Annotated in this window: 17 protein-coding genes; 5 read left to right on the top strand and 12 right to left on the bottom strand. The window is 50.4% G+C overall.

Translation table 11 applies throughout. The annotated features are described in order from the left end of the window. Positions 1–24: 24 nt before the first annotated feature. The 8 genes from DXC51_RS24450 to DXC51_RS24415 form a co-directional block, all read right to left on the bottom strand. A complete protein-coding gene (locus DXC51_RS24450) occupies positions 25–1,221 on the bottom strand; it encodes a pyridoxal phosphate-dependent aminotransferase (RefSeq protein WP_102287472.1) in 1,197 nt (398 codons plus the stop codon). A 308-nt stretch (positions 1,222–1,529) separates the two neighbouring features. Then, positions 1,530–2,315 (bottom strand): adenosylcobinamide-GDP ribazoletransferase, encoded by a 786-nt coding sequence (locus DXC51_RS24445; protein ID WP_021634618.1) that lies wholly within the window; start codon positions 2,313–2,315, stop codon positions 1,530–1,532. A gap of 41 nt (positions 2,316–2,356) precedes the next feature. Beyond that, the gene (locus tag DXC51_RS24440) at positions 2,357–3,550 is read right to left on the bottom strand and encodes a DUF3048 domain-containing protein (RefSeq protein ID WP_117545572.1); all 1,194 of its coding nucleotides are present in this window, start codon (positions 3,548–3,550) and stop codon (positions 2,357–2,359) included. A gap of 223 nt (positions 3,551–3,773) precedes the next feature. Continuing rightward, positions 3,774–5,405 (bottom strand): putative polysaccharide biosynthesis protein, encoded by a 1,632-nt coding sequence (locus tag DXC51_RS24435; RefSeq protein ID WP_117545571.1) that lies wholly within the window; start codon positions 5,403–5,405, stop codon positions 3,774–3,776. Positions 5,406–5,431: 26 nt separating this feature from the next. Continuing rightward, positions 5,432–6,532: an alginate O-acetyltransferase AlgX-related protein gene (locus DXC51_RS24430; RefSeq protein WP_021634621.1), complete on the bottom strand. Its 1,101-nt coding sequence runs from the start codon at positions 6,530–6,532 to the stop codon at positions 5,432–5,434. A 144-nt stretch (positions 6,533–6,676) separates the two neighbouring features. Beyond that, the gene (locus tag DXC51_RS24425; RefSeq protein ID WP_025488369.1) at positions 6,677–8,089 is read right to left on the bottom strand and encodes an MBOAT family O-acyltransferase; all 1,413 of its coding nucleotides are present in this window, start codon (positions 8,087–8,089) and stop codon (positions 6,677–6,679) included. 201 nt (positions 8,090–8,290) lie between these two features. After that, positions 8,291–9,013: a tRNA threonylcarbamoyladenosine dehydratase gene (locus tag DXC51_RS24420; RefSeq protein ID WP_117545570.1), complete on the bottom strand. Its 723-nt coding sequence runs from the start codon at positions 9,011–9,013 to the stop codon at positions 8,291–8,293. 365 nt (positions 9,014–9,378) lie between these two features. Next, entirely contained in the window at positions 9,379–9,618 is a 240-nt protein-coding gene (locus DXC51_RS24415) for an HPr family phosphocarrier protein (RefSeq protein WP_021634625.1), read from the bottom strand. 362 nt (positions 9,619–9,980) lie between these two features. On the opposite strand from DXC51_RS24415, the gene DXC51_RS24410 reads away from it, so the two are divergent. Then, entirely contained in the window at positions 9,981–10,880 is a 900-nt protein-coding gene (locus DXC51_RS24410) for a helix-turn-helix domain-containing protein (RefSeq protein ID WP_117545569.1), read from the top strand. Positions 10,881–10,972: 92 nt separating this feature from the next. Further along, the gene (locus DXC51_RS24405) at positions 10,973–12,136 is read left to right on the top strand and encodes a M28 family metallopeptidase (RefSeq protein ID WP_117545568.1); all 1,164 of its coding nucleotides are present in this window, start codon (positions 10,973–10,975) and stop codon (positions 12,134–12,136) included. A 164-nt stretch (positions 12,137–12,300) separates the two neighbouring features. Here the strand turns inward: DXC51_RS24405 and DXC51_RS24400 are convergent, their stop codons facing one another. The 4 genes from DXC51_RS24400 to DXC51_RS24385 all read right to left on the bottom strand — a co-directional run bounded on the left by DXC51_RS24400 (position 12,301) and on the right by DXC51_RS24385 (position 17,521). Continuing rightward, positions 12,301–12,900 (bottom strand): cytidylate kinase-like family protein, encoded by a 600-nt coding sequence (locus DXC51_RS24400; protein ID WP_117545604.1) that lies wholly within the window; start codon positions 12,898–12,900, stop codon positions 12,301–12,303. Between the two features lie 71 nt (positions 12,901–12,971). Continuing rightward, the gene (locus DXC51_RS24395; protein ID WP_021634630.1) at positions 12,972–14,810 is read right to left on the bottom strand and encodes an ABC transporter ATP-binding protein; all 1,839 of its coding nucleotides are present in this window, start codon (positions 14,808–14,810) and stop codon (positions 12,972–12,974) included. Continuing rightward, a complete protein-coding gene (locus tag DXC51_RS24390) occupies positions 14,807–16,957 on the bottom strand; it encodes an ABC transporter ATP-binding protein (RefSeq protein WP_021634631.1) in 2,151 nt (716 codons plus the stop codon). The genes DXC51_RS24395 and DXC51_RS24390 overlap by 4 nt, the downstream gene beginning before the upstream one ends. Before the next feature lie 90 nt (positions 16,958–17,047). Beyond that, positions 17,048–17,521 (bottom strand): MarR family winged helix-turn-helix transcriptional regulator, encoded by a 474-nt coding sequence (locus tag DXC51_RS24385; protein WP_117545567.1) that lies wholly within the window; start codon positions 17,519–17,521, stop codon positions 17,048–17,050. Between the two features lie 263 nt (positions 17,522–17,784). Between DXC51_RS24385 and DXC51_RS24380 the strand changes: the two genes are divergently transcribed. The 3 genes from DXC51_RS24380 (at position 17,785) to ilvN (ending at position 20,956) form a co-directional block, all read left to right on the top strand. Then, positions 17,785–18,363: a TetR/AcrR family transcriptional regulator gene (locus DXC51_RS24380; protein ID WP_117545566.1), complete on the top strand. Its 579-nt coding sequence runs from the start codon at positions 17,785–17,787 to the stop codon at positions 18,361–18,363. 360 nt (positions 18,364–18,723) lie between these two features. Beyond that, the gene (ilvB, locus tag DXC51_RS24375; protein ID WP_117545565.1) at positions 18,724–20,493 is read left to right on the top strand and encodes a biosynthetic-type acetolactate synthase large subunit; all 1,770 of its coding nucleotides are present in this window, start codon (positions 18,724–18,726) and stop codon (positions 20,491–20,493) included. Then, complete coding sequence (gene ilvN / locus DXC51_RS24370) at positions 20,456–20,956, top strand: acetolactate synthase small subunit (protein WP_117545564.1); 501 nt, start codon at positions 20,456–20,458, stop codon at positions 20,954–20,956. Before ilvB ends, ilvN begins: the two co-directional genes overlap by 38 nt. The last annotated feature ends 72 nt before the right edge of the window (positions 20,957–21,028 follow it).

Raw genomic sequence — 21,028 nt, 5'->3', positions numbered from 1 at the left:
CCGCTTTACGCAAATTATCCGATACTAACCGATGTTTCCGTACTCCGCCGCCACAAATTTTCTCAGGGCAGCCAGGGAACGCTCCACCTTTTCCGTTTCAATACAGTAAGCCATCCTGAAATATCCGGGACATCCAAAGGTATCCCCCGGAACCAGAATCAAATCGTATTTCAGCGCCTTTTCACAGAAGATTTTCGCATCCTCCTCCAGAGCCTTCGGGAATATGTAAAAGGTTCCGCCTGGCTTCACACAGGTAAAGCCCAGCCCGGTCAGGCAATCATACAGAAGGTTCATGTTGGTCTCATAGACGGAAAGATCCGCCGTTTTATCCAGCACCTTAGCCACTGCAAGCTGGATGATGGAAGGAGGACAATTATGGCCGATCCCTCTGGAAATCTGCCCGCACATGTTCACAATCACTTCCGCATCAGGACAGGCAGGATTTACCGCCACATAGCCGATTCTCTCGCCGGGAAGGGAAAGAGACTTGGAATAAGAATAACAGGAGATGGTATTCGCGTAATAACGTGACACATAAGGCGCCTTAACGCCGGCAAACACGATCTCCCTGTAAGGCTCGTCGGATATAATAAAAATATCGTGCCCGTACTCCTGCTCTTTCTTTCTCAGTATATCCGCAAGCCGCAGGATAGTTTCCTCGGAATATACAATGCCTGAAGGATTATTGGGCGTATTGATAAGAACAGCCATTACCTTCTCACCCAGCATTTCTTCAAAGGCATCAAAATTTATCTGAAAACTCTCCGTATCCGGAGGCACCACCTTCAGCACAGCTCCGGTAAGATTCACATAAGGATTATATTCAGGGAAATAAGGAGCAAATGTCAGTATTTCATCGCCCGGCTTTGTTACCGCCCTGTAGGCATGGGCAAGCGCTCCTGCTGCACCGGAGGCCATAAAAATATGCTCCGGGCCGTAATTCATACCGAATCTTTCGTTCAGGGAAGCGGCAATAGCCGCCCTCACAGACGGTATTCCCAGACTGGGACTGTAGCCATGCAGCGAACATGGATCGCTGTTTTTAAGCATCTCTATCATACACTCCGTAAACTCCTCCGGAACAGGAACGGACGGATTCCCCAGGCTATAATCAAATACATTGTCATATCCTATCTCTTCCCCACGCTTCGTCGCAAACTCCGACAAAATCCGAATCACAGATTTGCCGCCCAGCATGGCTCTATACTGTTCTGATACCATAATTTCCCTCCAAACCGCCTCTTGGCTTTTCATCCCGACCATTGTAACACATGCGGGGTATTTGTTACAACAGTTTGTAAGGTTAAAGTTCGCCCCCTTCCACAGCCCCTGCCACCCGGAGAAGCCCGTGTCTTGCGCCCCGAACTCTAACTGCAAAGTATATTAAAAAAGCCTGAACATGCTGAAAACATGACTCAGGCCTAAATTTAAATTTATTTTTATCAGAAAATCTCTTCTTTCCAAATAATAGCTATAACTTATTTCGCTGTAACATTATGGCAGCCGGTTGTTTCGTTGTCGATGAAAAATTACAGATAATTATTTAAATCCATCGGCATGCGGTAAATCAGCAGGGCTACCAAAGGGATCAGGATTTCGCATACCTGGACGAAAAAGCTTGCAATGTCTTCGGTGATGCCGCCAAAATGTTTAAAGGCCACCCAGCAATAATAGAGGAATGCGATAAGAGCCCCTGCGAGGCAGCCGATGCCTACCACAAGATTCATCCGCAGCATAAAAAAGGCACAGGCCGCGATATAAAGGATCAGGACAGCCGCCACTATGAGCTTGGTTCTGCCTTCAGGTACATACAGCGTGCATTTGCTGGTCTGGGAATGGCGGAACCAGATGATGGACAGGCCATAGAGAGAACGGGAAAGAATAAAGCCGAGAGAAACCACCGGCCATCCGTCTATGGGCATTTCACTCCAAAGTCCTACTATGATAAGGAAATAACTGACACAGGTGATGATGGCAAAATAGCCGCTGTGGGAATCCTGGAGGATTTCCAGTTTGCCTTTTCTGGGCTGATGGGAGGACAGGGCGTCCACAGTGCGGAAAAAGCCGTCCATATATGCACCGCCGGAAAGAAGGAGCGGGATCATCACGCAGACAACAGACCGGAGGAACTCATAGTCCAGCAAATAGGGGTGTACTATCCGCCATTCTGTGATCAGGAAAGCAATGATGGCTCCTACCCACGGTACAAAACACAGAATATATTTCATGTTATCCTTTGTTTTTTCCACCTGGCGCGCAGGCACCACGGAGTACATGGAAAAAGCGAGTCTGAAGCTGTTCCAAACCTGTTTCATGCTTTTTGGTCCTTTCTCTTTCGTGCAGTCTGTCACTCTGATTACTCTATTACAACATCATCCGCATACTGATCCCAAATCAGGCAAATCCAGGTTTTTCCCTGGCTGAGTACGATAGGATCACCATTTTCGTCCACATAATAGGCAGGATCCGTATCCGCGTAGCGGGACCAGGTGCCTTCCGTCATTTTCCCCTGGGTGAATACCTGAACCTTCATGCCGTTGTCACCGTGGCAGCCAAAGGCCAGATAATCATTTTCATCGCGCACCTCACCGTAGCAGTACTGGAAAATAACATTGTCAAAGGCAAGCTGTTCTCCGGTGCTTTCATCAATATGGGGGCCGCCGTACTGGTAGCGGTAATATTTTCCGTCTTTTTCATTATATTCAAACCAGGCCTGCACCTTGCTGTAGCCGTTGGGCTGGTCTTTTTCCTTTCCGCCCGGATACAGCATTTCCGCAGTTTTTCCTTTGCTGTTGTCCGGCTTCTGCCCGTCTGCTGCAAAGGCAAATTTAGGCTTATGCGCATCATGGTAGGTACGGCTGTATTTCATTTTATCAATATCTTTCTGAAGGCCTTTAATGTCCAGATAGACATTGTGGGGCATTTTTCTTTCCGTTGTACGAAGAAAAGTATTGGGCGCAGGATGGTTAATCCCGGCAACGGGGCCGCTGATATTGTCCACCCGATCACTGTTGAGAAGCTCGCCCACATAAGGGGTTGCCTGTCCGAAGTGTGCATAAATGGCGTCAAATTCCAGGGCGCAGTATACAAAATAGTCCCGGCTGCTTCTGATATATCCTATTTTGTCCATGTCTCCATAATTTTCAAAAAGGCCCATCAGCCTTGTAATACGGCCCTCAACCGGAGCCTCATAGATAATGGAGGCTTTCGAAGTCCCTGTCTGGGGGCAGCCTTCCAGAATATTGTTAAGCATGACTGCAAGCGGCCTCTGCTTTACCTGTTCCGGATCCATTTTTTCTCCGGTAAGATAGCTGTGCTGTCCGTCATTTTCCACCAGGGCGGCCTGCTGGGTATTAGTCACAGCACCCGTTTCATTCGCTTTCGCCTGTTCGGTGGCGCTGACCGTCTCCTGTTTTGTCTGCGTTTCCGATTCCTGCGGAGGCTCCGTTTTCTTTCCGCAGCCTGTCAGAAGCGCCGCTCCCAATATCAGTGTGCTGAAAAAAACAGCGGTTTTATGCATCCTTTTTCCATCTGTCCGGAATTTTCTCATTCGTCTCTCCTGTAAAAAACAAAACTGACCGGCAGCCGCAATACTTTCCGCCGCCTGGCCTGCATCATCTGGCAAATACAAACAGAACCGGCGCAGCCTTTATCTGCACCGCCCGGTTCCTGCAATTTCTGTAAATCAGGCATCGGCTGGAAACCGGAATGCCTGTAAAGTCTATGATATTGTACTCCGCGAGGTTCTGAAAGTCCAGTATTTTATGAAAATCTTAATGAATGAGACGGCATTTTTCCGCTGCCCTGACCAGAAGCGCTCCTTTGGGAAGGGCCAGAAGATCTTTTCTTCCAACAGCTCCCAGTTTGATGGTCAGCACAAAATATATCGGAACCGCCACAAGGATAGCCGCCGCCAGGCAGATCACATTAATATGGATCAACAAATACAGGCCATGATATACGCCGAAGGCCGCCGCCCCCATAATCACTGCGGACCAGCCGGGAAGCAGGAAGGTCTTTATTATCTCCTGCCTGTATTTCAGTTCCTTCCTTACGGAAAAGCCGTTGAGTATGCACATTAAAAGAGAATAAAGCACGGTGGCGATGACCAGGGAAAAAAGTCCCAGCTCCGTCGCCAGCAGCAGCGGAACCAGAACCACAGTCTGGATTACCAGGGCAACCGCCGCATTGACTACGGGCAGATTCACCTTGCCGATCCCCTGGAGCACCGCATTGCTGATAGTGGAAAGGGCGTAGAACACCACGCTGATGCTCAGTGCCGCAAGCAGCCAGGAAACCGTATCCACAGAAGCCTTCTGGGGATATAAAAGCAGTGTGACCGGCTTGGCCAGCACGGCAAGGCCTACGGCGGAGGGAATGGAAAGAAACATGGTTGTTTTTATCGCCGTCCCGATCCGTCTGTTGGTTCCCGCGATGTCCCCCTGGGCAAAGCTTCCTGAAATGCCCGGTATCATTGCCGAGGACATGGCGGAGGCGATGGCGATGGGGATGTTGGCAATCTGTTTTGCCTTACCGCTGAACAGGCCGTACTGGGTATAGGCCTCCACCTCGCTGAAACCCTTTACATGCTCCATAATCCTGGTGTAAATGGTCAGGTTTAAGGAAGTGTTGCAGTTATAGATAAAGGTGCTCAGTATTACCGGCGTCACCATGGTGATGATGATTTTATACACCTCGCCTGTGGTGAGCAGCTGGGAGCTTCGATCCCTTTTTGTTTTCTGGTTGATATATTCTCTGTTGAGAAGGAATATCCCAAACATGAACAGCAGCGCGATAAGTACGCCTGCCCCGGTACCTATGGCGCTTCCCGAAGCGCCGAATACAGCCTGCGTGGTGGTATCCTTCCCGGCAACCGCCTTAATCAGAAGAAATGCCGCAAGTATGCTGACCACCGCATTCAGTATCTGTTCCACAATCTGGGAAAATGAGGTGGGCACCATGGTTCCGTGTGCCTGGAAATAACCTCTCAGCACGCCAAGAAGCCCGGAGAAAAATATGGTGGGCGCAAAAATACGAAGCACCGGCACGGAATTGCCGCCCACCAGGATTCCCGCGCCAAAGAAGGTAAACAGGCTGGCCAGGCCGCCCACGACTACCACATAGCCTATGGCACAGCGGAAAATTTTCTGGGCGTTCCTGTATTCCCTCAGCGCCAGCCTCTGGGCAATCACCTTGGAAATGGCCGAAGGGATACTGTAGGAGGATACTAGGAGTATGATGGTATAAATCTCATAAGCGGAAGAATAATAACCATTTCCTTCATCCCCGATAACGGCAGCCAGCGGGCTTCTGTATAAAATTCCAATGACCTTGCAGATGATTCCGGCAGCCGCCAGGATCCCTGCCTGCATGACAAAGCTGTTGCTTTTTTTATTATTACCCATAAATTAATCACCTGACCAGAATGCATTTACTCCGAAAGCCTGAAGGTAAGCAGCGCATCCAGCCTTCTTTCCACAACCTCATATACGAATATATCCGGCTGCTGCTCATCGATCATTGACTGTTCAAAGCATCCGTTCCAATGGGGCATATAGCTGTAGGAAAAATTGGATGCCAGCACAGGGGCCATAGCGCCTGCAAAGGAGTCCCTCACCAGGAAAAGCCGCCTTGGATCCGGCGCCTCCGACTGGTAAATCAGCTCCGTGGCGTCGATGGCCTGGATCACCGACAGATTGTTGGTGGCGTAGCCCGTCACATCATAGCTTACTTCCGCGGGCTTGTTCTTTTTATAATAGTTCTTCAGATTCATCATATTCGCAAGGTCGTAGCCTGAGAAGTCATTTTGCGAGATCGTCAGATCCTCAACGTCCGCAATTTCCACACCCAGCTCACGAAGCAGCGCTTTTGCGCCGATATAGCCGCCCAGATAATTCCAGTGGGTATCATAATGCCAGTAAAGATCGTACTGATCCTTATAAGCCATCAAATCCTCTCTGGGATAAACGATGCGCACGCCCGTTTCCTCACGCAGATAATTAATCACCTGCTCCGCCCTGGTCAGTTCCCCCCGTTTCCTGATATAATCCGGCAGCTGGGCGGAATAAATGTCTTCCTTATTGGAGGGGATCATGAGAATAAACTCTATGCCTCTGGCTTCCAGATAAGCTTTGGTGCTCAGGATGTTGTCCTTTATCACATCCAGCTGTTCCTGGGTGTACAGGTTCGTTCCCTTATAATCCTCAATACTTCCCTCATCTGTAAAAAATAACCAGTCATTTTTTCCCAACACCACACTGGCGGAGGAGGAATCGCCGAACAGCTTCATGTTCAGGATGCTGTTGGCTTCTATCATCTGGCTCCGGAAAGCCAGGTGGTCGTTATAGTAGCTGTTGTACTGGGATGCATAGTTGTGCAGATTGTCTCTGGTCAGCGCCGGCTTCTCGGCAAGCTGCCTGTTTTCCGTATTTTCTTCGGATATATGAGGCTCCGCAAAATAGTAGACAACCCTGGGGCCTATAATCATCAGGGCAAACAGGATTATCCACACCGCCGCCTTCTTTTTCGTCATGTAGCCATTCCTCCATTTTCAGCAAAAACCGCTGTCAGAAACTGCTGTCACACAGACTGACGCTAATAATCGCAATCATACGGGCCGCCACTAAAATTGCACTCATATGGGCTGCCATTAAAAATTGCAATGTACGGACTGCAGTTAAAAATTCATGTAAATAAATGCACTGTAGGTGCTGCTGACCATGAGCATAACGCTGTAGGCAAGAAGCAGCATGCAGAAAATCAGCTCTGCCGTACTGTTTTTAAATTTCTCCGCCCGGGGGCTGATTTTCACCGCGCACTTCTGCAGTACGCCACAGCCCAGGATACCGCAGGCCGCCAGGAAAAAGGCCCTGTTAGTTACCAGCTCCTGCACCGCAAAACCGGACGCCGTATACATCCAGGGAAGGAACATGCGCTTCAGATACTGCAGCGTAAGCCCCACGTCTCCCACCCGGAAGAAGGTCCAGCCCACACAGAGCACCAGTATCGTGTAAACATGCTTGATTACTTTTGTTTTCTCCAGAAGCTTTCCCAGCCCCAGGCGCTCCAGCACCATGAAAAAGCCATGGAAAACACCCCAGCAGATAAAGTCCCAGCTGGCTCCATGCCACAGTCCCGTGGCCACGAAAATAATGGAGATATTAATGTAGGTGCGCAGCTTGCCCTTCCGGTTGCCGCCCAATGAGAAATACAGGTATTCCCTGAACCAGGAGGTGAGGGAAATATGCCATCTGCGCCAGAAATCCGTAATCGTGGAGGCAATGTAAGGGTAGTTGAAGTTTTCCACCAGGGTAAAGCCAAACATCTTCCCAAGTCCCACCGCCATATCGGAATATCCGGAAAAATCATAATAAAGCTGAAGGGAATAAAAAATAATGGCAATCCATGCCAGCACGCCGTTCACATTTGCCAGATCCAGACCGTAAATCCGGTCTACGCAGGATCCCAGCGCATCCGCAATAATCACCTTTTTTGCCAGACCGTATACAAAACGGCGGATACCCTCTCCCATCAGGGACAGGCTCTGCTTTCTTTCGGTGAGCTGTTTTTCAAAATCCCTGTATTTTTCAATAGGGCCCTGGGTAATCTTGGGGAAAAACGCAAAATACAGAGCCATATTCAGGATGTTTTTCTGGGCGCCGTATTTTTTCTTATATAGATCGATCAGATAGGACATGGCCTGGAAGGTAAAAAAGGACACGCCCAAAGGCAGGGCGATATCCTTCATGGACAGCAACTCCCTGCCTGCAACCTTGTTCAGCGTATTGATGAAGAAGTTAAAATACTTATAATATCCCAGGATTCCCAGGTTTGCCAGGATTCCCAAAATAAGGGCGGTGCGCCTTGCTCCCACCGTCTGCGTCTTATCCATCACCAGCCCCAGCACATAATTGGCCAGTATGGAAACCAGAAGCAGCCACATATATCTGGGTTCTCCCCAGGCATAGAATACCAGGCTGGCCGCGAGTAATATCAGGTTCTGTAGCTTCCTGCTCTTCCCCGCGATTTTATCCAGTATAAACACGATGGGCAGAAACGCCCACAAAAATATCATTGAACTGAATACCATTATTTATTCTCCATCGGTAACTTTCCAGCTTCTCCGCAGCTCCGGGGAAAACAGTCCGCCTCCGGTAATGGCTGTCCGCTTTGCGCCGCTGCTTTATTTGAAAAGATACCTTTCTCTTCTTTTGTACTGCCCGTATCTTCTGAAACTGTTCACTGTCCTGTAATACTATCTTTTCTTATTATATACGGTGAGGGAGTTTTTTCAAAGTCTTTTTGTCAGATCCTTAATAACTTCCCCTGCCGCAATCAGCCCGGCCACGCTGGGAACAAAGGCCGTGCTGCCGGGAATGGAACGCCTTACGGAGGCTTTGTCCTCCTCCAGAGGGCTTTTCGCAGGCGTGCGGGGTTCTTCCCTGGAGTATACCACCTTCAGTTCCTTAACACCCCTGTTCTTAAGTTCACGCCGCATGACCCGGGCAAGAGGGCAGACGCTTGTCTGATAAATATCCGCCACTTCGAACCGGGTGGGATCCAGCTTATTCCCGGCTCCCATGCTGCTGATAACCGGCACGCCTGCTTTTTTCGCCCTGACAACAAGCTCCAGCTTGGCCGCCACGGTGTCCACCGCGTCCACCACATAGTCAAAGGATGAAAAATCAAACTCCTCCGCATTTTCCGGCAGGAAAAAGCATTCCCTTGTCTCCACCTCGGCCTCGGGATTGATGGACAGGATACGTTCCTTCATCACCTGCGTCTTGTATCTGCCCACGGTGTCCAGGGTAGCGATGATCTGGCGGTTCAGGTTGGAAAGCGCCACCTTATCGTTGTCAACCAGCAAAAAATGGCCTACACCGCTTCTTGCAAGCGCTTCCACGGTATATCCCCCCACGCCTCCGATGCCGAATATGGCAACGCGGGATCGGTTTAATTTATGAATTCCTTCCTCTCCCAGAAGAAGGGCGGTTCTTGTGAATTGTTCCTGCATGGCATTTCCTCCGCAGTTTGGACTCCGCATGCGCCGGAAGCTTACTGAACAACGGGGCAAAAGATATCCGGCATATGCGAAGACTTAATTTAAAATATATAATAAGGCATTTTATTATAACATTCTCTCTGGAAATCTGTCTATGAATACATGAAAAGTGAGTGGAAGGGGTAAATGCGGATAAAAGACATGAAAACTGCCAGCAGGGTAATTCTGCTGGCAATTGGCTTTTTTATTTTATTTTTATTTTCTGGACGCTATATTTTCCAGCATTTCAATTTTCTTATGATAAGTCGGTATTCTTTCTGCGATCTTCTCCCTATGTAGCCGTCCCCAAGCCCCACACCCGGAACCTGCCGGCTAGTCTATTTACTCACCAGGTATTCATGCAGCGCCGTCAGAAGCTGCTGTTCTTCTCCTTTAGGGTTCACCAGCTTTAAATCCAGCGCTTTTCCCGTTCCCAGCGCACATACGCCCAGAATGGATTTGGCATCTACCGTATAGCTGCCTGCCGCCAGATCATATTCCCCGTTAAATCTTCTGATGGTATTTACAAATTTCCAAACTTCATCCGCATTTCCAAAACGAATTTTTATTGATTCCATGCTGAATTCCTTTCTTTCTTCATTCCACGCCGTTTCCGGCGCCGGAATGCCCTTCAGGTATTGTAGCTAAAGTTTTCCCCTGTGCTTTCAAAATTATACAGTAATTGGAAAAAATTTCTTATTCCCGTAATTCTGGGCGGTATGGCCATTTCCGCTTCATCCCCCGACTCTCCTCCGTCGGCATCCGCATTTTAAAAACATATATCTCCCGGTCCTTAAGTATCCAGCCGCCATTTTGGCAAACAACGTCAAGACAAACATAAATGCACATGATAAATTAAATGAAACAGTAAAAACTCTAAACAGTTACATTTTCATAACACAACCATGCCCTTTATAACGGGAAACAGGAGGAAAACCACATGGAAAGCCGGGAACAGATTAATGCGGTTTGGCAGATGCAAAACTATATCGAAGGACATCTGGATGAACCGATTACGCTGCATGCGCTTGCAAAGAGCGCAGGCTATTCTCCCTGGCACTGCGCCAGGATTTTCAAAGAGCTTACCGGCAAGGCGCCGTTTGAATATATCCGTATGTACCGGCTCTCCAAAGCGGCCATGGAGCTGAGGGACAATGATATTAAGGTTGTTGATGTTGCGATGGATTTTTTGTTTGACAGCCATGAGGGCTTTACCAGGGCCTTCCGCAGGCAGTTCGGCATGAGTCCGAATGAATATAAGAAAAATACGCCGCCGATTTATCTTTTTCATCCCTGGTCCATACGGGAATATTATTATTGGCTCAGGGATATGCAGGAGGATGCACCGCCGCTTTCCGGGGACTTTTTTATACAGGTGCGCAATTTCCCCAAAAGAAAGCTGCTGTTAAAACGCGGCGTGTCGTCGGATGATTATTTTTCCTACAGTAATGAAAATGGCTGCGATGTATGGGGCCTGCTGTGCAGCGTCAAGGAGGCGCTGTATGAACCAGTCGGCCTGTGGCTTCCTGACACGCTGCGTCCGCCCGGTACCTCACGCTATGCACAGGGCGTTGAATTGCCGGAGGACTACGGAGGAACGATCCCGGAGGGCTTTGATCTCATTGATCTGCCCGAATGTAAAATGATGATGTTTCAAAGCGCTCCTTATGATGATCTTCACTTTGAGGAAGCGATATTAAATTTGTCGCAGATCATCGACGCCTATGACCCCACCCGGTCCGGCTATGAATGGGCGGATGAAGCCGCGCCGCGTTTCCAGCTGGATCCGCAGGGATGGCGGGGCTATATTGAAGCAAGGCCGGTAAGAGAGCTTCCCTGAAAACATCACAAGGAAAGTCAAGTACCCTCCCATTCCTTCTGCTATGCTTATTCCAGAAACGAAAAAAGCCCGCAATAAAGGAGGAAAAAGACATGGAAACACGAGAAAATATCGAAAGGCATTTGAACGTACTTTGTAAGGAAATCGGTGCAAGGCCCACTGGCTCAGAGGCAAATCATACGGCGGTTGAGTATGCGTGCAGGGAATTTGAGCGCGCCGGCCTGGACGTCCTGCGGCAGGAATTTGACTGCATGGACTGGGTGGGCAACGGCGGCATACTCACTGTCGGCGGCAAGGCCGTCCCCATGGCAGCCGCACCTTATTCGCTTCCCTGCAGCGTGCAGGGAGAGCTTCTCTGCGTCAGTTCACGGGAAGAGCTGCGGCGCGCGCCTGTCGCCGGGAAAATCGTTTTGCTTTGCGGTGAGCTGGCATCGGAACCGCTGATGCCCAAAGGCTTTGTCTTCTGGAATCCGGAGGAACACAGGGAAATCATCTCCTTGCTGGAAAACGGCGGCGTAAAGGCGGTGCTTACTGTCAGTCTTTCTCCGGAACGCTTTGTGCCGGTCATTGAGGACGGGGACTTTGAAGTACCCTGCGCCGTGGTTCTTCCGGAAAGCCTGCCCCGGCTATGCAGCGGGCTTCCCGCAGCCCTTACGCTGAACGCGGAACGTCGCCCTGCAAAGGCCGCCAATGTAATTGCCGTCTATGGCAGCGGAAAACATAAGGTATGTTTTTCAGCGCATATTGACACCAAACCGGGAACCCCGGGCGCTTTGGACAATGCCTCCGGCGTAGCCGTTTTACTCGCGATGGCAGAGGAGCTGTCGGGCAGGGAGCTGCCCTACCGCATTGAATTTGTCCTCTTTAACGGTGAGGACCATTATTCTAATCCGGGAGAAATGGCATATCTTGCCGCTTATCTTTCATCACCCTCGGAATACGTCTGCGCGTTTAATATTGACGGGGCGGGCGTAAAGGGACAGGATTTTGCGTACTCATTTTATGAATGCCCGGAACAGCTGACAAGCAGTATTTCCGGTTTCGCAAAGAAGGCGGAAGGCTTTAAACAGACAGAACCGTGGCCGCAGGGAGATCATACCTTGTTTTCTTTTTCCGGCGTTCCTGCAATCTCCATTACCTCCGCCGGAATATTCGCGCTGGCGGACAGCGTGCTCCACACAGAAAACGACACCCTGGAGCTGATTGATTCAAAAAGGCTGGAAACGCTGGTTAAGTTCCTGCTTTATTCTGTTTAAAGAAAAATACAAAGGAGTGGTTTACGGGCAGGTACTTGACCGAAACTCCCTGTCCGTAGAAATAAAACCAGCGGCAGCCGCCTCCTCCATCCCAAGGATGATTCCGGATGGAAGGAAGGCGGCATGCCGCTGGTTCTGGTTCCCCTATGGAAAAACAAGTCTTTTTACAACGCCCTTTCAATCAGCTCCACGCATCTGTCATATCCCAGCGTTGTGCTGTTCAGGCACAGATCATAGTTCATGGGATCTCCCCATTCCCTGTCCGTATACTGTTTATAATAATCCCTGCGCTGTCTGTCCTTCATACGAATGTAATCCTCCGTTTCTACCATGGCGATATTGTCAATCTGGTTGGCGCGTTCTTTACGCTCCGCCATAGAGGAGGCATAAATAAACACATTCAGGCTTCTGCATTTCCCCCGCAGCACCTCGCCCGCGCAGCGGCCGATAAAAATGCAGGGCCCTTCCATGCTAAGGCGGCGTATGGTTTCCGCCTGGGCCTGGTAAATCCGGTAAGGCATCATGCCTCTTTCATTTCCCCGGAAATTTTCCACGGCGGACGCCACAGTATACAGAAGGCTTTTATTTACTTTTTCATCGTTTGCTTTGACCACGCCGGGGTTCAGGCCGTATTTTTCAGCCGCCAGCATGAGAAGCTGCCCGTCATAAAAAGGGATGCCCAGCCTCTCCGACAGCCGTTTCCCGATTTCACGGCCGCCGCTGGCATATTGTCTTTCAATTGTAATTGTTCTCAGATGAGCCATTTTTCCGTCTCCTTTTCTGCTGCCGCAAGGCTGCTGTACTGTCCTGTAACTGTGATTTGCAGCCTCTTGCATTACGCAGTGGCATCTACGAACTGCGAATTGTAAAGCTCCGCGTAAAAGCCGTTCTTTGCAAGGAGTTCTTCATGATTGCCCTGTTCTATAATATCGCCATCCTTCATCACCAGTATGAGATCCGCATCACGGATGGTGGAAAGCCTGTGGGCAATGACAAAGCTGGTTCTGCCTTCCATCAGATGATTCATAGCCTTCTGGATCTGCTGTTCCGTCCTGGTATCCACGGAGCTGGTTGCTTCGTCCAGAATCATGATTTTATTGTCCGCCAGAATAGCGCGGGCAATGGTGAGAAGCTGCTTCTGGCCCTGGGATACGTTGCTGGCATCCTCATTCAGCTCCATCTGATAGCCGCCGGGAAGCGTCTGGATAAACCGGTGTGCATGGGCCGCCTTGGCCGCCGCAATAACCTCTTCGTCCGTGGCATCCAGCCGTCCATACCGGATATTTTCCATAATAGTACCCTTAAACAGCCAGGTATCCTGAAGCACCATGCCGAAAATCTCACGCAGCTCGCTCCGGTTGAATTCCTTTACATTGTGGCCGTCCACCAGGATAGCGCCGCTGTTCACATCGTAAAAACGCATTAGCAGCTTCACCATGGTCGTTTTCCCGGCGCCGGTGGGGCCTACGATAGCCACGGTCTGGCCGGGCTTCACGGAGCAGTTGAAGTTATGGATGATCACCTTATCCGGGTTGTAGCCGAATACCACATTCTGGAAATCCACCCTGCCTTTGGGGAATTCCAGGTGCACCGGATTCTGCGCAAGCTGTTCCTCCTCCTCTTCCTCAAGGAATTCAAAAACACGCTCCGCCGCGGCCGCTGTGGACTGCAGCATGTTGGATACCTGCGCCAGCTGGGTAATAGGCTGGGTAAAGTTTCTTACGTACTGGATAAATGCCTGGATATCACCTACCGTAATGGTTCCCCTCACGGCCAGGATGCTTCCCAGAACCGCCACGGATACGTAGCCCAGATTTCCCACAAAGGTCATGATGGGCTGCATCAGGCCGGAAAGAAACTGGGATTTCCATGCGGACTGGAACAAAATATCATTGGTATCATGGAAGGTCTTTTCCACATCCTCTTCCTTGTTATACGCTTTCACGATATTGTGGCCGCTGTAAACCTCTTCCACCTGGCCGTTGATTTCGCCCAGATATCTTTGCTGCGCCACGAAGAACTTCTGCGATTTTTTTACCACAATCCCAATCAGGCCTGCGGAAATGGGCAGGATGACTATGGCAATCAGAGTCATCAGGGGGCTGATGCTCAGCATCATGATCAGGACGCCGATCATGGTTGTGATGGAGGTAATCAGCTGGGTGATGCTCTGGTTCAGGCTCTGCCCCAGCGTATCCACATCGTTGGTAATACGGGAAAGGACCTCGCCTACCGTTCTGCTCTCAAAATATTTCATGGGCATACGGTTGATTTTTTCACAGATTTCCTGCCGGAAGCGGTAGGCCAGCTTCTGGGAGATACCTGTCATAATCAGCCCCTGTACAAAGGAGAGCACCGCGCTGAGCACGTACAGTCCCAACAGAAGCAGGAGGATATGCCCTATCCGTTCGAAATTAATGCTGCCGGTGCCGGAAACCTTGGCAACCAGGCCGTTGAAAAGCTCTGTGGTGGCTTTCCCCGAAATCTTGGGGCCGATGATGCCGAATATGGTACTGCCCACCGCAAAAATAAGCACTGCCACAAAGGCAGGCCAGTAACGGCCCATATATTTCACCAGTTTTTTTATGGTGCCTTTAAAATCCTTGGCCTTTTCACCGCCCATCCGGGCGCCCGGGCCATGCATTCTGGGGGGTCTTCTCTGTGTTTCACTCATGATGCGCTTCCTCCTTTCAGCTCCGCCTCAGACAGCTGGGAACGGGCGATTTCCTGATACGCCCCGCAGGTTGCCAGCAGTTCCTCATGGGTGCCGATGCCGGCGACTTTGCCGTCATCCAGAACGATAATCTGATTGGCATGAAGGATGGTGCTGATTCTCTGCGCCACAATGATAATGGTGGCGTCCTCAATTTTTTCATGCAGCGCTTTTCTCAGAACCATATCCGTCTTGTAGTCCAGCGCGGAAAAGCTGTCGTCAAACAGGAATATCTTGGGATCCTTGGCGATGGCCCTGGCGATGGACAGACGCTGCTTCTGCCCGCCCGATACATTGCTTCCGCCCTGGGCAATGGGACTTTCATAGCCTTCGGGCTTGCTGTCTATAAATTCCGTGGCCTGGGCGATTTCCGCCGCTTCTATCATTTTTTCATCTGAAATATGGGAACCGCCGTATTTGATGTTGGAGGCGATATCCCCGGAGAACAGATTTCCCTTCTGGGGTACAAAGCCTAACAGGCTGCGCAGCTTATGTTGGGAAATTTCCCGGATATCCACGCCGTCAATCAATATCCGGCCCGCCGTCACATCGTAAAATCTGGGAATCAGGTGGATCAGCGTGGATTTGCCGCAGCCGGTGCTTCCGATAATCGCCGTTGTTTCTCCCGGCTTTGCCGTAAAGCTGATATGCTCCAGCGCATCCTCCGCCGCCCCTTCATAACGGAAAGACACATCCTCAAAGGTAAGCTCGCCCTTCGCTTTTTCCAGCTCACCGTCCCTGGAAGCGGAAGGATCATGGATACTGGGCCGGGTGTCCAGCACCTCCTGGATACGTTCCGCAGCCACGCCGGCACGGGGCAGCATGACGGAAATCATGGTAATCATCAGGAAGGCCATGACAATCTGCATGGTATAAGTAATAAACGCCATCATATCGCCCACCTGGAGGTTTCCCGCATCGATCCCCTTTCCGCCAAACCAGATAATCATAACGGTAATGCAGTTCATGATCATCATCATAAGGGGCATCATAAAGGTCATAACCCGGTTGGTGAACAGCTGGGTTCTCATCAGATCCTTATTAGCTGTTTCAAATCTTTTTTCTTCAAATTTCTCACGGCTGAAGGCGCGGATAACGGGCACGCCGGTGAGTATTTCCCTGGATACCAGGTTCAGCCGGTCAACCAGGGACTGCATTTTCTTAAACTTCGGCATGGCTATCTGCATCAGGATCAAAACCACCACGGAAATTGCCGCAACTGCTACGCCGATGATCCAGCCCAGCCCGGTTCTGGTACTGGCTACCTTAACTATGCCGCCGATACCGATGATAGGCGCATAAAGCACCATACGCAGCAGCATGACCTCTACCATCTGTACCTGCTGGATATCATTGGTGCTCCTTGTTATCAGGGAAGCGATGGAGAATTTATTCAGTTCATTGCTGGAAAAGGAAACCACCTTGGTGAAAACCTTTCCTCTCAGATCCATACCTATTTTTGCCGCCGTCCTGGAGGACAGAAGGCCCGCCAGTATGGCCGCCGCCATCATAAGAAGCGTCAGGCCCAGCATTTTGGCGCCGGTAGAAAGCAGGTAGTTCATCTGCACATCATTCAGGTCCATTCCCATGGCTTCATATTCAGCCTTAATAAAAAGAATGGCTTTCTGGGTGATGATGGAATCGCTCATATCTCCCATTTCCTCAGCAGCCTGTTTTTTCATTTCCTGCAGCTTTGTATCGTCAATTCCCTTTGCCGCCATCATTTCCTTCAGGCCGGCCATGTCCGTCTGCCCGGACTCCTGAATGGAACTGAGTATTACCATAGGCATTCCGAAATCCTTGTTGAGGCGGTCAATCGTTTCCTTATCCGAGGTATTCCGTTCGTAAATGCCGTCCTTCAGATCATAAGCCTGAAGGGCCTCGTTTTTTTCGTCCTCCGTCATAAACAGGGACAGGCTGTCAAAGGTTTCCTCTCTCATTCTTTCAGGGACGGCATTTTCAATACCTCCCTGCTGTATTCCCACGTCCACAATATCCGAGGTGTAGGAAGGCAGCGCCAGGTCGCAATACGCCTGACCTACCAAAAGAAGAATGATTAAAAGGACGGCAGCCTTATGCTCGCCCAGGTGTTTAAACAATTTCCACATTCTTTCCTATTTCTCCTTTCTGCTGTTCCTTCTGTGCCATTCCTTCAAAAACGTCCCTGAAATTACTTTTCCATAATTCCGGGGCACGCTCTAAGAAGGATTCTCCGAAACCATTCCGATGTTTTTCTCCATGATGTCTACCAGCTCCTTCCACAAGGCAAGGAACGCATCCATTTTTTCTTCCCCCATCTCCTCCATCACCCGGTTGATATACTCGGTGGATACCTCCCAGGCGTACTGCCGGGCCTGTTCTCCGGCCTGCGTTAAACGGACATAGGTTTTCCTCCTGTTTTTACAATCAATCATCCGCTCTGCAAGCCCTTTTTCTTCGATGGACTTCAATGTCCTTGACATGGCGGGCGGCGACATAAAGGAACAGCGGGCAAGCTCGGATACACCGATTCCGCTGGCGTCAGGATTCCTCTTCATATAGATATGAACCATCTGAAGAGCCGTGAATTCTCCATGGGTAATGTTTCCAAGCCTTATTCCCATATTCACCCGTCCGTACCGAAATGTTGTTCTCAGCAAATCAATACGCATCTCATCCGTCGTCATTTCCATTCCTTTCCGCGACTGTTTGCAGCTGCAATATTTAACATTGTTAATAGTTGCTTTGGTTAAAGATTATAGTCTCTCCCTGCCTGAAATACAATTCTTTTTTTAGAAAAAAAGTATAAAAAAACTATAAAGAATCCGTCAATCCGCACAAAAAAACTCCGGTAAGCCTTCTGCTGTTTCCCGATAAGCTCCTGCTGTTACTTATTGACATAATCGGATTTATCAGGTAAAATCAAATGAAAGCATGTACTTGCATGGAGGAATGGATGGACGAAACAAGTCAGAAAATAATTGATGCAACAATGACCCTGATCCGGGATAAGGGCTATGTGGCCACCACCACAAAGGATATTGCAAAGCTGGCCGGTGTGAACGAATGTACCCTCTTCCGGAAATTCGGCAGCAAAAAGGATATCGCCCTGACCGGCATTGGGCAGGAGAAATGGCGGGGGAATATTTCCCGGGATATTTTTCAGGATGTGATATGGGAGCTGCAGCCCGATCTGGAAATGTTCATGAGGGCTTATATGGAACGGATTACGCCGGATTTCGTCAATCTTTCCATCGGCCTGCGCGCGCCGCAGCTTTACGAAGAGGCGGCCCCTTATATTATGAAGGTCCCGCAGGCCTTTTTATCCGCCCTGACCGAATATTTCCAGGAAATGCACAGAAAAGGAAAGCTTCCTTCCCTGGACTTCCCCAGCCTGGCCATGACAATTTTTTCCGCCACCTTTGGTTTTACTTTTTTAAAGGCATCCTTTGAGCAGAAGCTGTCGCCGGAGGATAAGGACGGATTCATACGCAAAAGCGTGGAATTGTTTATCAGCGGAATTCCCCATTGTTAAGCAAAACGGATGGGAAAGAGATTTTTATATCTGGATGACAGGACAGTCAAACTCCACACCGCAAGCAACGGGGCATCAAATTTGAAACGCCGTGAACAGCGGGGTATTTGGTCTACGCTCCGTTTCGGTCGGTGCAAAACATATGCCGCTGGCGCATAGCACCTCTCGCGGCTGCCCCTAATTGGAAAGTGCATCCGTTCGGCTCGTCGCCCGCGGAAATAATTAGTACCCGCAGTCCCCGGACTGCGGCTGTTACCGAAACAAATCAGCGCTGCCTGTATGCAGGCGGCGCACTTTTATCAGCGCTATGCAAGCGAGCGCATGCATTCATATAAATTTATATAAAGGAGGCTGAAAATAATGCAGATAACCGGAGCCCAACTATTTGTAAAAGCACTGCAGGCGGAGCAGGTGGACACCCTGTTTGCCTATCCCGGCGGCCAGGCAATCGATTTATTCGATGCGCTGTATGGAGCCGCTGTACCCAAGGTTATCCTGCCCCGCCATGAACAGGGTCTGGTACACGCTGCGGACGGCTATGCGCGTTCTACCGGGAAAACAGGAGTATGTCTGGTAACCAGCGGGCCTGGAGCCACCAATCTTGTAACGGGAATCGCCACCGCCAACTATGACAGTGTCCCTCTCGTATGCTTTACCGGGCAGGTTCCCACCGGGCTGATAGGAAACGATTCCTTTCAGGAGGTGGATATTGTGGGCATTACAAGGAGCATTACAAAATATGCCGTAACGGTACGCAGCCGCGAAGAGCTTGGCAGCATCATCAAAAAGGCCTTTTACATTGCCGCCACAGGAAAACCGGGCGTTGTATTGGTAGATATCCCCAAGGATATCCAGAAGGCGATGGGCAGTGACAGCTATCCCGACACCGTGGAAATCCGCGGATACCGGCCGAAGCCTTCTGTACACATCGGTCAGCTGCGCAAAGCGCTGGAGCTTCTGAACCGCTCCGCCCGCCCCCTTTTCCTGGTGGGCGGCGGCGTCAATATCGCGCGGGCCGGCAGGGAAATGACCCGGCTTGCCGAACTGACAGGGGTTCCCGTCGTTTCCACCATCATGGGAAAGGGCGCCGTTCCCTCCGGTCACCGCCTGTATGTGGGAAATATCGGCATACACGGAAGCTTTGCCGCTAATCTGGCCGTAAGCAAATGTGATTTGCTTTTCTCCATCGGAACCCGGTTCAACGACCGCATTACCGGAAGGACCGAAACTTTTGCCAGAGAAGCTTCCATTGTCCACATCGATATTGACGCCGCTTCCATTTCCAGGAACATTTCCGTAGATATCCCTGTTGTGGCCGATGCAAAAAGCGCAATCTCCGCCCTGCTGGAAAAGGCAGAGCCGCTTCCTACCGGGGAATGGCTGGCGCAGCTTGAGCGCTGGAAGCAGCAGCATCCCCTGCGCATGAAGCCCTCTGCCCTTTCTCCCCAGGCCATTCTGCAGGCGGTCAATCACTGCTTTGAGGACGCCATTATCGCTACGGATGTGGGACAGAACCAGCTTTGGGCAACGCAGTTCCTTGCGCTTGATGAGCACCGCAGGTTCCTGACCTCCGGCGGGCTGGGCACCATGGGCTATGGACTTCCGGCAGCCATTGGGGCCAGCCTGGGAAATCCCCGCACAGATGTCCTTGTGATCACAGGCGACGGCGGCATGCAGATGAATCTGCAGGAACTGGCAACTGCGGTTGTTTATGAGCTTCCTGTTATCATCTGTATTTTTAACAACAGCTGCCTGGGGAATGTACGGCAGTGGCAGGAGATGTTTTATCAGAGACGCTATTCCTCCACCTGCCTGCGGTACCGGAAAAGCTGCCCTGTCCCCTGCACCGGCCCCGGGGAAAACTGTCCTGAATATACGCCGGATTTCATCAGGCTTGCGGAAAGCTATGGCGCCAGGGGCATCCGGGTAACCACTCCTGAGGACATAGAACCGGCGCTGCTGGAAGCCAGGAACAGGAAAAACGGCCCCACGGTTATTGAATTTATGATTGAAAGAGAAGAAAATGTCATGCCCATAGTCCCGGCGGGGAATTCTCTGGGCGATATGATTCTGGGAGAGGAGGATAATGTATATGGAAAAAAGATGGATCAGCCTGCTGGCAGAGAATGAGGTAGGGGTTCTGGCAGGCATTACAGGCCTGTTTTCCGGAAAATCCTATAACCTGAACAGTCTTACCGCAGGCCCCTCGGAGGACCCTTCCATCTACCGGGTTACCATCGGGCTGACCGGTGACGACCGCACCTTTGAACAGATTAAAAAGCAGCTGAACCGGAGCGTTGAGGTAATCAAGGTAATGGATTTTACCGGGATTCCCGTACATTTAAAGGAGCTCATGTTCCTCCGGGTCAGCGGCTGCAGTCAACAGGATATGACGGAGCTGTTCAGACTGTCCCAGGTTCTGGGTACCCTGGTGATTGACTATGGTCCGTCTGCCGCGCTGCTGCAAAGTGTACAGACAGAGCGGAAAAATGACGATCTGGTATCCCTGTTTCAGTCCCTGTTCCCCGGACGGATCGAAATTGTGCGCGGCGGGAGCGTGGGGACGGAGGCGATCAGCCTTCGCGGAGAATAAGGTTTCTGGCGCTGAAGACAATCGAGTAGGAGAAAATTTCTCTGATTAGAGAAATTTTCGACCTCTCACACC

It is taken from the genome of Eisenbergiella massiliensis (assembly GCF_003435485.1).
This window is presented reverse-complemented; position numbering and strand designations above follow the sequence as displayed.